Origin of the sequence: Muricauda sp. SCSIO 65647, from assembly GCF_021534965.1 — a bacterium.
Classification (GTDB): Bacteria; Bacteroidota; Bacteroidia; order Flavobacteriales; family Flavobacteriaceae; genus Flagellimonas_A.
Genome location: NZ_CP091037.1, coordinates 1822143 through 1835737, shown reverse-complemented (window position 1 = coordinate 1835737; position 13595 = coordinate 1822143). Strand labels below are relative to the sequence as shown.

Annotated in this window: 8 protein-coding genes; 6 read left to right on the top strand and 2 right to left on the bottom strand. The window is 43.0% G+C overall.

The annotated features are described in order from the left end of the window. Positions 1-20: 20 nt before the first annotated feature. The gene (locus L0P89_RS08140; RefSeq protein ID WP_235267908.1) at positions 21-1364 is read right to left on the bottom strand and encodes a sensor histidine kinase; all 1344 of its coding nucleotides are present in this window, start codon (positions 1362-1364) and stop codon (positions 21-23) included. Beyond that, positions 1364-2728 carry a sigma-54-dependent transcriptional regulator gene (locus L0P89_RS08135; RefSeq protein ID WP_235267907.1) on the bottom strand — a complete coding sequence of 455 codons (1365 nt, stop codon included), beginning with the start codon at positions 2726-2728 and terminating at the stop codon, positions 1364-1366. Before L0P89_RS08135 ends, L0P89_RS08140 begins: the two co-directional genes overlap by 1 nt. Before the next feature lie 277 nt (positions 2729-3005). On the opposite strand from L0P89_RS08135, the gene L0P89_RS08130 reads away from it, so the two are divergent. The 6 genes from L0P89_RS08130 to L0P89_RS08105 are packed head-to-tail and all read left to right on the top strand — an operon-like array spanning position 3006 to position 13590. After that, positions 3006-4277 (top strand): TolC family protein, encoded by a 1272-nt coding sequence (locus L0P89_RS08130; protein WP_235267906.1) that lies wholly within the window; start codon positions 3006-3008, stop codon positions 4275-4277. A gap of 2 nt (positions 4278-4279) precedes the next feature. Continuing rightward, the gene (locus L0P89_RS08125; RefSeq protein ID WP_235267905.1) at positions 4280-5530 is read left to right on the top strand and encodes an efflux RND transporter periplasmic adaptor subunit; all 1251 of its coding nucleotides are present in this window, start codon (positions 4280-4282) and stop codon (positions 5528-5530) included. A gap of 13 nt (positions 5531-5543) precedes the next feature. Next, a complete protein-coding gene (locus tag L0P89_RS08120; protein WP_235267904.1) occupies positions 5544-6239 on the top strand; it encodes an ABC transporter ATP-binding protein in 696 nt (231 codons plus the stop codon). Positions 6240-6278: 39 nt separating this feature from the next. Continuing rightward, positions 6279-8705 carry an ABC transporter permease gene (locus tag L0P89_RS08115; protein ID WP_235267903.1) on the top strand — a complete coding sequence of 809 codons (2427 nt, stop codon included), beginning with the start codon at positions 6279-6281 and terminating at the stop codon, positions 8703-8705. Between the two features lie 55 nt (positions 8706-8760). Further along, positions 8761-11169: an ABC transporter permease gene (locus L0P89_RS08110; RefSeq protein ID WP_313790951.1), complete on the top strand. Its 2409-nt coding sequence runs from the start codon at positions 8761-8763 to the stop codon at positions 11167-11169. 21 nt (positions 11170-11190) lie between these two features. Beyond that, complete coding sequence (locus L0P89_RS08105) at positions 11191-13590, top strand: ABC transporter permease (protein ID WP_235267901.1); 2400 nt, start codon at positions 11191-11193, stop codon at positions 13588-13590. The last annotated feature ends 5 nt before the right edge of the window (positions 13591-13595 follow it).

Here is a 13595-nt window from a genome sequence, read left to right as displayed (position 1 = left end):
TTTTAAAAGAACGGTCCCGTTCAAAAGGAAAGTAAAAATGAGGTGTTGCCCAGCTCTGAATGTACCTTTATGTTGCCTCCATGAAGATGCATGATCTGTTTTGATAGGCTCAGCCCTATGCCCGTACCCTTGTCTTTGGTGGTAAAAAAAGGCACAAAAATATCTTCTATGATTTCTTGTGGAATTCCAGGGCCATCGTCACTGACCTCGATATACTTTTTTCCTGATTTATCTTCAAACGCCCTGATCTGTATTTTACCCTTTTCCGAGTCTTCCAAAGAATGGATCGCGTTCTTGACCAAATTCACCAGTACCTGTGTAATTTGCTTTTCATCAATGAAAAGCTCTAAATCTTCTGGTGATGAAATCCATGAAATTTCAATTAGGTCATTCGAGTTGCGTTGGGTCAGCACCTCGACCTTGTCAAAAAGTTTTTTGGTTCTTACCAATATCCTATCAGGTTTGGGTACGTTCAGAAAACTACGGTACGATTGCACAAACTCCATCAAGTCGCTGCCTTGCTGGCTGATCACCTTCAACCCTTTTACCGTATTTCTTATTTTGTCTTCGTTGAGCTCATCGGCGGATACGAGACGGCCATGATTTCCAAAATACTTTAAAATAGATTCTGATATAGAGGTAATGGGGGTAATGGTGTTCATGATCTCGTGGGTCAACACCCTGATCAAACGAACCCAAGAGTCGGTCTCTTTTTCATCAAGTTCTCTGTGAATGTCTTGCACGACCACCAAAAGCAAATCTTGTCCATCTAATTGCAATGGTGTCGATTTGAGTGCCAGTTGTATCTGTTCGCGTTCATTGGTCAACTGCACCAGCTTTCTATCAAAAGGTTCCATTGACGCAAAAATCCCATATAATCGACCATCGATTTGATTGAGTTGTTTGATGTGGTTCAACGGTTTGTAATTCAATAGGTTTTCCAATGTGGGATTTGAAAAAAGGATATGTCCTTTCTTATTAAAGGTCATGATGCCTATGTTGGCCTGCCTCATTATCTCTTGGTAGTACCGCTCACGAATCTGCAATTGTAAGTGTACCTCTTGAATCAGCCCGTTGACCCTATTCAAACTCTGGTTCAGCTCTTTAAATGATTTTATGGAAACCTTTTCAGGAAACCGAAGTGTGAAATCCTCATTTTTTATAGCATCAAAGAAATAGGCGATTTTTCGGTTCGTACTGTTGATATATGAAATCAAAAAATAGGTTTGCAAGACAAAAAATAATACCAAGACACCCATCAAAAGGTAATATTGTCTCACCAAGGCAAATGATAACCCTATTGCCGTCAACGCTATGAGCAAGACCCTAACGATAAGCTGCAAGTAAAAATTTCTACTGGCCATTAGGTTTTTAATTTCTTCATCTTGTTGTAAAGGGTCTGTCGTGAAACCCCTAATTGCTCTGCAGCCGCGCTATAATTGCCATCATGTTGCTCCAATGCTCGTGAGATCATTTGTTTCTCCATCTCATCAAGCGTGGTAGGCCCCAGTTCAAACGATGTAGCGCTTTTGGAACTGAGCAAAAAATCTTCAGGTTTCAAAATGTTTCCTTCGCTTAGAATGACGGCTCTTTCAATAATGTGACGCAGCTCACGTACATTGCCCGGCCAAACATATTGCATCAACTTCTCTTGTGCCGCATTGTTGATTCGAAGGCCCTGCTTGTCATATTTATGCCCAAATCGCTTCAAATAGAAGTCAGACAAGATCAAAACGTCTTCATCCCTATCCCGCAATGGCGGTATTTCAATATGTATGGTATTGATTCGATACAGTAAATCTTCGCGAAAAAGTCCGTCGACAACCATTTGTTCAAGGTTACAGTTGGTGGCACAAATAAGGCGTATGTCAACTGAAATCGCCCTATTTGAACCTACCCTGACTATGGTCTTGTTTTGTATGGCCGAAAGCAATTTTGCCTGGGTTTGAAGTGAAAGGTTTCCGATTTCATCCAAAAACAATGTGCCCTTGTTTGCAGCCTCGAATTTTCCGACCCTATCTGTTTTGGCATCAGTGAACGACCCCTTTACATGGCCAAACAGTTCGCTTTCAAAAAGACTTTCAGAAATAGATCCCATGTCTACCCCTATAAAAACCTCTGCTTTTCGCTTTGAGGTTCTGTGCAGCTCTCTGGCTATCAGCTCTTTTCCCGTACCGTTCTCGCCAGTTATCAGCACATTGACATCGGTTTTGGCCACTTTTCTGGTAAGGTTCAATACACTGTTCAATGCTTTTGAGTTGCCAATGATATAGTTTTTGTCTTCATTGATAACTTGTTTCAGGCTGCTCTCCTTTTTTTTCAGCTTGTGTATTTCTTGCCTTGACTTTCTCAGTTCATATGCCGATTTTACGGTGGCCAAAAGCTTATCGTTGTTCCAAGGTTTTAGAATGAAATCTGCCGCACCTTCCTTAAGGGCCTTTACGGCCAAGTCGACCGCCCCATAAGCGGTCATCATAACCACCGAAGTGTTCGGGGCTTTCTTTTTGATTTCCTTCAACCAAAAGAGGCCTTCGTTTCCGGTATTGACACCCGCAGAAAAATTCATGTCGAGAAGAATGATATCAAATTCCTCCAAAAGTGGAAATGACGAAAGCTGATTCGGGTTAAATATCGTTTCGACGTTCTCATACTCAAATTGCAATAGAATTTCAAGAGCGCTCAAAACACTTTTGTTATCATCAACCACCAATATCTTCGCATGGGTCATAGTATCGAACTTCGTATTATGGCTAAACTACGAATAAGGCATTCAGAAAATCAATGAAGTGTCAAATTATTTGACATTTTTTGTATAAAAATTTTACATTCTTAAAATTCATTATCATCTTGCTTCATTGTAATAATTTGTAAATCAAACAACTAAGAACATGGCATAACAATGGTTTACATTTTGGCACAGTATAATACGTATGCACTTAAGAAAAAACATTACGGTTCTGATTTTCCTTATTTCAATATCCACTTTTTCTCAAAAGATTTGGACTTTGGAAGAGTGTATCGACTATGCCATCGATCATAATCTTCAATTAAATGATTTTCAGTTCAATACCGAATCAAACAAAGAAACCTACAAGCAATCTATACGAGATTTATTGCCAACGGTAAGTGGTTTTGCCAATTACTTCGTACGATATGGCCGTCAGGTCAATCCAGATGACAACAGTATTGTCAACACCGATATTTTTTCGAACAACTATTCCATAGATGGCGCTTTTGATCTTTTTCAGGGTTTTCAAAAAATCAACACCTTGAAAGCATCCAAGTTTTTATACAAGGCAACTAAGGAAGAGCACTTACAACAGAAATATTTGTTGGCATTCAGGGTGATGTCGGCCTATTATGACATTCAGTTTATCGAAGGTTTGATAATAATATCGGAAGAGCAGGTAGAAATCTCGCAGACCAATTATGATTTGGTAAAAAGACAGGTAGAACTAGGGGTAATGGCCGGTGCAGATCTTTATGAGGCCGAATCACTTCTTTTTACCGATAAATTGACCCTCACCCAAAACGAAAATCGCCTGAAAGCCGCCAAATTGACTTTAGTGCAGGCCATGAATATTGAAGGGGAAAAAGACATCACCATAGAGCCTGAACTAAGTAATATGCCAAAATCTGATGGAGCTGTTATTTCAGATTCTATCTTCACAAAAGCGAAAGGCTTTATGCCCTCCATTAAGGCTCAGAATTATCGTGTCAAAGCGGCCAAAAAGCAATTGGCAGCGGCACGAGGAGGTCTTTACCCATCCATTTCACTACAGGGAGGTATTGGTACAGGATACTTCGAAACACAAAGGGATTCAATTGATGGTGCTCTCGTGACCGTGCCGTTCAGAGATCAGTTTGAAGAAAACAGGTTCGAATATATCGGGGCTACATTAAATGTCCCGATTTTTAACGGCTGGGCCAACCGATCTAGGGTGAAACAACAAAAAATCGCCTTAGAGCGGGCAAAGAACAATGCAAAAATTACGGAGCAAGAGCTCTATCAGATCATTCAGCAATTGGTTCAAGAAAACGATGCGTTACAGGCAGAAACGACGCAGACAGATAAAAGAATGGAATCGCAGCGACTTGCTTTCTCCATCGCCCAAAAACGTTATGAAAAGGGCATGATCAACGCCATAGAGCTTGGTCAGGCAAAAAATCTTTTTGCCACGGCGCAGAATCAAGATTTACAGGCGCGGTTGCGGTTGCGGGTCAACACGAGCACATTAGACTTTTACAAGGGCTTGCCCATATTCAACATTAATTAGTCATGGATATACAGTTAGAAAAGAAAAAAGGACTTCGGCCGAAACACTACGGTTATATCGCCCTTGGCGCGCTGTTGCTCTTCGTGGGCTGGAAACTGGCGTTCGGCAGTTCGAAATCAACCTTTAGAACAGAGAAAGAGCGACTTTCCATAGCCCAAGTTACCCACGGTAAGTTTGATGACTACATCACCATCAATGGTTCAGTGGCGCCGATTACCACTATTTACATGGATGCCTATGAAGGGGGAAGGGTCACAGAAAAACTGATAGAAGAAGGCGCCATGGTCAAAAAGGGAGACATTATATTGAAATTGGAGAATATGAACCTTTATGAGCAGATATTGGCCAGCGAAAGTAATTTGGCGCTCAAGCAAAATGACCTGCGCTCTACACGTCTCACCTTTGATGCCAGACAAGTCGAAGGTAGAAGATCATTGGCCACCGCAAGCACCGATCTACAACGGTTAAAGCGAAATTTCGAGCAAAATACCTCACTTTATAAAGATGAACTCATATCTAAGGAAGTCTATTTGACCTCGAAAGAAAATTACGAATTGGCCCAAAAGCAATATGAGATCGTAAAGTTGCAAACAGAACAGGACGACGCATTACGAAAAACCTCCCTAGCCGGTCTTGACACAGATCTGGAGCGCATGAAAAAGACGCTCTCAATGGTGTACGAGCGGTTAGACCACCTCAACGTGAGGGCACCGGCCGATGGGCAATTGGGCTTTTTAGATGCCGAGATCGGGCAGAACATAGCCCAAGGGCAGCGCATAGGGCAAATCAATGTGCTGACAGACTTCAAGATCGAAGCTGCCATAGACGAACATTATATTGACCGTGTAAGGCGCGACTTGACCGCTGAGCTGGAAAGAAACGATACCATTTATCCGCTCAGGGTACGAAAAGTGTATCCCGAGGTGCGGAACGGAAGGTTCAGGGTAGATTTGGTGTTTACCCAAAACAAGCCTGCTACCATTCGCACCGGTCAAACCTATAACATCAGATTGCAATTAGGCGCCTCAAACGATGCCCTGCTATTGCCAAAAGGTGGATTTTTTACCAGCACCGGCGGACAATGGGTGTTTGTGGTCGACAATGATGGAAATGAAGCCCTAAGACGCGATATAAGAATAGGAAAACAAAATTCTAGGTACTATGAGGTACTTGAAGGACTTCAACCTGGCGAACAGGTAATAACCAGTAATTATGATAGCTTCGGAGAAGCAGAACGAATTGTATTAAAATAAATCAGTCAAAAAAATGATACAGATCAAAAACCTAAAAAAAAGCTTTAGAACGGAAGAAGTGGAAACATTGGCTCTGAACAACGTAAACCTCAAGGTAGAGCAAGGTGAATTTGTTGCGGTCATGGGGCCTTCTGGCTGCGGCAAATCCACCTTATTAAACATCATCGGCATGCTCGACAATCCGACCGAGGGCAGTTACAATTTTGCAGGCCATGAAGTGGCCGGGTTAAGGGAGAGTCAGCGCACCCAGTTGCGAAAGGGAAATCTGGGATTTGTATTTCAAAGTTTCAACCTCATAGATGAGCTGACCGTTTATGAGAACGTCGAGCTTCCACTTATCTACTTAAAGATGAGCAAAAGCGAGCGTAAAGAAAAGGTCATGGCCGTATTGGAGCGAATGAAAATCGCACACCGAAAAAAGCATTTTCCACAGCAGCTATCCGGTGGACAACAACAAAGGGTGGCCATCTCAAGGGCCGTGGTCACCAATCCTAAATTGATCCTGGCCGATGAGCCAACCGGAAACCTCGATTCAAAAAATGGTATCGAGGTCATGAACCTTTTGACCGAGCTAAATCAAGAAGGCACCACCATCGTTATGGTGACCCATTCTGATAGAGATTCTCACTATGCCCATAGAATTGTGAACCTATTTGATGGGCAGATCGTCACCGAGAGTCAAAATCGAGCCGTGGGAGCCATTATGTAAGAGAGTTTATTCATCATCATCAAATCAAAAACGGGAATCATGTTCAAAAACTATCTGAAAGTCACTTGGCGCAACCTGATCAAGAACAGGGTCTACTCTATTATAAATATTGGAGGATTGGCCATTGGCATAGCGGCATGTCTATTGATTTTACAATATGTCATGTTTGAATTTAGTTATGAAGATTTCCATGAAAAAAAGGATCGTATTTACCGCGTACAACAAGATAGATACGACAATGGCAAACTATCGACACAATGGGCGGCGGGGGCCTATGCCGTTGGTAATTCCTTTAAGGAGGCGATTCCTGAAATAGAAGAGTATGTAAAAGTGGTGCGGACAGGCGACATCGTCGTTGAAGTGGAAAACCGCCCCCTGAAAATCGAACAAGTATTCTTTGCCACCAATTCTTTTTTTACCGTTTTTTCATATCCGCTGCTCTATGGCAAGACCGAAAGTCTTTTAACGGAGCCCTATACGGCCGCTATTTCTGAGAGTACCGCCCTTAGGATATTTGGAACCACGAATGTGGTAGACAATATCTTGCCCATCAGCGGGGGTAAAACGTATAGGATCACGGGAGTATTCAAGGATATGCCCATGAACACACAATTACGACCCGATTTTTTGGCCTCTTATGCCAGTTTTGTCGAACAAGTGAAAACAAACTCTGATGGAACGAGTGATCCCGAGCAAGCATGGGATTGGGATGGATGCCTCACCTATGTATTGCTTCAAAAAGGCGTAAACCCAATCGATGTAGAGGCCAAGTTTCCCCCTATTGTTGATGAGGGGGTAGGTGAGTTGATGCGGCGATTCAATGCTTCAGTGACCTATTATTTGAAGCCATTGACCGAAATACACCTCTATTCAAATTATTTGGAAGAGCCTGGCCCCAATGGCAATTCAAAAATGGCGTACTTACTTTTGGGTGTCGCGATCTTCATCATTGTAATAGCATGGGTAAACTATATTAACCTGGCCACGGCCCGGGCAATGGGCCGTGCAAGGGAGGTGGGTGTTCGCAAATCGGTCGGATCGCAGCGTAAACATTTGATAACACAGTTCTTTTTAGAGTCGGCTTTGTTCAATGGTTTAGCCGTAATGCTGGCTTTGATTGTCATAGTACTAGTTTTACCCTCCTTTGGCCGCTTATCAGATCAATACGTCTCTTATGACCTGTTTTCGCATGCCCATTTTTGGTTGGGGCTATCATTTTTGTATCTGGTAGGTGTCTTTTTATCAGGCTTTTACCCCGCCCTGGTACTATCGAAATTCAGGCCGGTCGAAGTGCTTAAAGGAAATATGTCTGGGGCAACAAAAGGTGCCGGTCTGCGAAAGGGCCTGGTGGTATTTCAGTTTGCTGCTTCCCTGTTTTTGTTGATAGGCTCGTTGGTAATTTACCAACAAATTCAGTTCATGCGCAATCAATCTTTGGGCATTGATATTTCGCAAACACTTGTATTGCCCCCTCCAATCGTGGCAGATTCTACCTTTTCGAACCAGAAAAGGGCATTTAAGCAATCCCTTTTACAACATCCCTTATTTCAAGATGTCGCTGTGTCATCTTTTGTTCCCGGAACCGGTCCGGGTGATAATGCCGGAGGCATACGGTTGCTCAGTCAAGACGACACAGAGCAAAAGCAATATAGGTTCATTCGTGTAGACCATGACTTTGTAGACCTTTTTGAGGCCAAGATCGTAGCGGGACGCAAATTTTCAGAAGACTTCGGTGCCGAAAGAACAAACGTGATCTTCAACAGAAAGGGAATTGAGCAGCTAGGTTTTGACGACCCCGAAGAAGCAATAGGAAAACAGATCGAATTCTGGGGCGACCAATGTGAAATTGTAGGAGTGATTGAGAATTTTCACCAAGAATCGCTACGTGACGCCTACGAGCCACTTATCCTTATTCTAAACCCTGATGTTTACGGGTATTTTTCGCTGAAAATCCAAACTGACCAAATCCAACGAAGCCTGACTTTGCTACAGTCTGAATGGGACACGTTTTTTCCCGGAAATACCTTTGATTATTTTTTTCTTGATGAGCGGTTCAATGCACAATATAAAGCTGATCGACGGTTTGGAAAGGTATTCGGGATCTTTACCACCCTGGCCATCTTGGTGGCCTGTCTCGGGCTTTTTGGTCTGGCCTCTTATACCACGTTACAGCGTACCAAGGAAATCGGAATTCGAAAGGTGTTGGGGGCTTCAGTAGTGCGTATTTTAAAGCTCTTATATAAAGAGTTTGCCATTCTATTGCTATTGGCATTCGTAATTGCAATCCCCTTGGCGTGGTACGTCATCAATAACTGGTTGAACGGGTATGCTTTTAGGATCAATATCCATTGGACCTACTTTGCAATTCCATTTTTCGCCATCGCCATTATAGCGTTATTGACGGTTAGTTTTCAATCGGTAAAATCGGCCATGGCCAACCCCGTAAAAAGTTTGCGGACAGAGTAATTCATCATATCAATCGAGAATCAATATCATGTTAAAAAATCATCTAAAAATCGCTTTGAGAAGTTTAAAAAAGCAATCCTTTTTTACCCTGCTCAACACCATGGGCCTCGCTATCGGTATCGCCGGAGGTTTACTTATTTCATTATATATACATGACGAGCTGAGCTATGACACCATGTTCGCCGATGCCAATCGCATACATCGAGTCAATGCAGATATAAAGTTTGGTGGAGAAGACCGCAAATTTGCGGTTACTCCGGCCCCTATGGCTGAAACGATTGACAATGATTTTTCTGAAGTCGAGCTAGCAACACGATTTCGTACAAGGGGCAGCATGCTGGTCAGAAAGTCAGATACCGAAGTCAATGTAAAAGAAGTTCAATCGACTTTTGTTGATTCAACTTTCTTTAAGATGTTCGGTGTGGATCTTTTGGTGGGCGATGTAAAAACCGCCCTAAAGTCTCCCAATACGTTGGTAATGACCAAATCGGCCGCTGAAAAACATTTCGGCATTAACGATGCCATAGGCCAGAACCTACTTTTGAACAATACAGAAACCTATACCGTTTCTGGCGTAATCGACGATTTACCGAAAAATTCATTCTTAAGGGATTACTCAATTTTTATGGCCATGGCCGGTTATGATGATTCTCGCGTGGTAAACTGGGCCAGTAACAATTACCAAACGTTCATCAAACTGATCCCGTCTGCGCGCGTAGAAGATTTACAAGAACCCCTACAAGCCTTTTTGGGGAAATATGTAATTCCAGGGGTACAGCAATATATGCCGGGCATTACCGAAGAACAGTTCAAGGCAGCCGGAAATCATCTGATCTACAGTACCATTCCGTTGACCGATATACACTTGAAATCTGACAGGGTGGCTGAAATAAGTGGCAACAATACTATTCAAAGCATTTACATACTTTCTTTTATCGCCATTTTTCTGATTGTGCTTGCCTGTGTGAACTTCATGAATTTGAGCACGGCACATTCTTTGAAAAGGGCGAAAGAAGTAGGTATACGAAAAACGCTGGGCTCAAATAAGAGAGAGCTTATCCGCCAGTTCTTGATTGAATCTGGTCTGGTTTCCTTCGGTTCACTTCTAGTGGCCCTTGTCTTGGCCATATTGGCTTTGCCCTATTTCAACGATTTGGCTGACAAAGATATTTCAATGCCTTATGCAAGTCCATTCTTTTGGTTGATCTTATTCGCTTCAGGGATTGTTTTGGCGCTTTTTTCAGGAAGCTATCCAGCATTTTTTATGTCAAAATTCATTCCGGTCAAGGTGCTAAAAGGAACCGGTGGCAATAGTCTGGAAGGTGAAAAAATTCGAAACGGTCTGGTTATATTCCAGTTTGCGATTTCTGTTTTTTTGATAATTGGCACTTTGGTCGTGTATCGGCAATTACAATATATTCAGAACAAAGACCTGGGTTTTTCCAAAGAACAAGTGCTGATAGTCAACGATGTCTTTACCGCCGGAAATCAGGTTGCTTCGTTTAAGGAAGAGGTGAAAAAACTGGGGTTCGTCAATAATGCTACCCTGAGCAGTTTTTTTCCAACACCTTCAGGTAGGTCTGATACTGTTTTTGCCCCTGAAGAAGGGGCCACTGACCAAGAAAATGCCGTAAGCATGCAGACGTGGGGCGTTGACCATGATTATGTGTCGACCATGGGTTTTGAGATTATCGCAGGGAGAGATTTTGATCGGGCATTCAAAAATGACTCAACAAGTATAATCATCAATGAATCTGCCATTGCCACCATCGGGGTTTCCCCAGAAGCTGCCGTGGGTATGCGCTTTACACAAGGTTTTGGCGAAGAAAACCCAGAGTATTTTACGATTATCGGAGTGGTAAAGAACTTCCACTTCTCCCCCTTCAGGGAAGAAATAGAGGCCTTGAGCCTTCATTTAAGCAATTTTGCAAGTTCAATGGCCGTAAAGCTGGAGACTGACAATTTTTCAAACGCCATAGCAAGTATAGAAGGAATTTGGAACAACGTTGCCCCTGGCCAACCTTTTGACTATTACTTCATGGAAGATTCTTTCAATGACACCTATAAGTCTGAACAACGTTTGGGTCGCATTTTTATCATATTTACCACCCTGTCCATTTTAATCGCCTGCCTTGGGTTATTTGGATTAGCGGCCTTCAATGCAGAAAAGCGAACCAAAGAAATAGGGGTCAGAAAGGTATTGGGGGCAAGTGTGGGCCAAATCTCATACCGCCTCACTATGGACTTTATCAAGCTGGTCGGTATAGGTATACTTATTTCATTGCCCATAGGTTGGTATGCCATGAACAAATGGCTTGAAGATTTTTCATATCGCATTGAAGTCAGTTGGTGGATGTTGGCAATTGCGGCTTCATTGGCGGTGGGTATTGCCATAATTACGGTAAGCTATCAAAGTATCAGGGCGGCAGTGGTCAACCCGGTAAAAAGTTTACGTACAGAATAATCGATCAAAAAACGGACAATCATGATAAAGAACTATTTAAAAATCGCCTGGAGAAACCTTTTGAAGAACAAAGGATACTCGGCAATCAATATTGGTGGTCTCGCATTGGGCATGGCCGTTACCTTGACCATCGGTCTTTGGATCTATGATGAACTGTCTTACAACAATTATTTTAAGAACAAGGACAAAATCGCCCAGGTTTTTCAATCACAAACCTTTAACGGCAATGTAGGAACCGGTCCTGCCATACCCTTGCCTTTAGAGCCTGCTTTGCGTGATGGGTATGGCGACAACTTCAAACATTTGATGATGGCTTCTTGGACGCAGGACAGCTATATTAAATACCAAGACAAGAGCATTTCCCGCCCCGGCAACTATATGCAGCCCATAGCACCTGAATTGCTGAACCTTGAGATTGTCAAAGGTGAAAAGGACGGGCTGCGTGAAATCAATTCCATTATGCTGTCAGAATCAACTTCTGATGCCCTTTTTGGCAAAGAAGATCCCATTGGCAAGGTGGTAAAGATCGCCAATCAATACGATCTGAATGTTTCTGCTGTATATAAAGATATCCCTTTCAACAATGCGTTTAATGAGACCGATTACATCATTCCGTGGGACCATTATGTGGCCAATCGGGAGTGGATTCAAGAATCATTGGACCATTGGGGCAACAATTCTTTTCAATTGTTCGTGCAGATTACTGACAACACCACCTTTGAAAAGGTAACCAACACCATCATCGATGTTAAAAAGAATGCCGATGAAGATATTGCAGAGTTCAATCCCCAACTATTTTTGCTTCCTATGGCCGATTGGCATCTGCGGAGCAATTTCGAACAGGGTAAACAGGTCGGTGGCCGAATCAAGTATGTTTGGCTTTTTGGTGTCATTGGGGGCTTTGTACTGCTCTTGGCCTGCATCAATTTTATGAACCTGAGTACTGCGCGTTCTGAAAAAAGGGCCAAAGAGGTAGGTATTCGAAAATCAATAGGTTCTCAAAAAGGGCAGTTGATCTATCAATTTTTGAGCGAGTCTTTTTTAGTGGTGCTTTTTGCCTTTGTTGTTGCACTGGCCGTTGTACTGTTGTCTTTGAACGGGTTCAACGAATTGGCGAAAAAAGAAATTGCCTTTCCTTGGGAAAACACCAGATTCTGGTTGATTTCCATTGTCTTTATTCTTTTCACGGCACTGCTGGCCGGCAGTTATCCTGCATTGTACCTGTCTTCCTTTAGGCCAGTCGATGTGCTAAAGGGAACTTTCAGAGGAGGCAAATATTCAGGTTTGCCAAGAAAAATACTGGTGGTCTTGCAGTTCACCGTTTCCGTGGCCTTTATCATCGGCACGGTCATTGTCATGCAACAGATCAACCATGCCAAAAATCGACCGATTGGGTATGATAGGGAAGGGTTGATACAAATACCGACCTGGTCGGCAGATTTTGAGGGCAAGACCGATTTGATGCGAGAGCAGTTTTTAAAGTCGGGAGGAGCCGTGGCAATGGCTACATCGAGCAGCCCCACCACCCGCATTTGGTCTAATAGAAGTGGCTATACCTGGGAAGGAAAACCTGATGGCTTTCAGGAAGATTTCGCGTGGACCGAAGTCTCACCTGAATATGCCAGTACACTTGATTTAAAGATTGTTCAAGGGCGGGATTTCTCAAGGGATATCGCCTCTGATTCTTTGGGAATACTCATCAATGAAACAGCGGTTGAATATATGGGGGTGAAAAATCCTGTGGGTATGCTCATTCGAGATTCAGATGAAGAAGACCCGGGCCCGACCATGAAGATCATCGGGGTAGTTCAAGACATGATCGCCCAATCACCCTATGAGCCCGTCAAACAGGGCTGGTATGTATACGATCGCTTCAGCAATTTTAGTTACTATAACCTGCGGCTCAACCCCAATCAGAGTGCCAGTCAAAATTTGGCCGTCATCGAACGGGTGTTCAAAGAAAATTTCCCGGCCATACCGTTTCAATATGATTTTGTCGATGATGAATATGCCGAAAAATTTGCGGCAGAGCAACGAATAGGAACACTCTCTGGCATTTTTACCGCTTTGGCGATCCTTATCAGTTGTTTGGGCCTTTTCGGATTGACCTCTTTCGTCGCCGAACAGCGCACCAAGGAAATTGGGGTAAGAAAAGTGTTGGGGGCCACTGTTTTCAATGTGTGGAACATGCTCTCAAAAGACTTTTTGAAACTGGTCATCATTTCATGTTTCATCGCGGTGCCCATAGCCTATTATATAATGAACGGTTGGCTGCAAGAGTATCCGTACAGGGTCATCTTGAAGTGGTGGATCTTTGTTTTGGCCATGTTGGGCGCCTTGGGAATAACGGTACTTACCGTAAGCTTTCAGGCCATTAGGGCTGCCAAGCAAAACCCAGTGAAAAGTTTGCGTACCGAATAATCAAA

What these genes read in the sequence shown, in the direction of transcription:
- L0P89_RS08140 (WP_235267908.1), bottom strand. Translation starts at nt 1,364, where the DNA reads ATGGCCAGTAGAAATTTTTACTTGCAGCTTATCGTTAGGGTCTTGCTC.
- L0P89_RS08135 (WP_235267907.1), bottom strand. Translation starts at nt 2,728, where the DNA reads ATGACCCATGCGAAGATATTGGTGGTTGATGATAACAAAAGTGTTTTG.
- L0P89_RS08125 (WP_235267905.1), top strand. Translation starts at nt 4,280, where the DNA reads ATGGATATACAGTTAGAAAAGAAAAAAGGACTTCGGCCGAAACACTAC.
- L0P89_RS08120 (WP_235267904.1), top strand. Translation starts at nt 5,544, where the DNA reads ATGATACAGATCAAAAACCTAAAAAAAAGCTTTAGAACGGAAGAAGTG.
- L0P89_RS08115 (WP_235267903.1), top strand. Translation starts at nt 6,279, where the DNA reads ATGTTCAAAAACTATCTGAAAGTCACTTGGCGCAACCTGATCAAGAAC.
- L0P89_RS08105 (WP_235267901.1), top strand. Translation starts at nt 11,191, where the DNA reads ATGATAAAGAACTATTTAAAAATCGCCTGGAGAAACCTTTTGAAGAAC.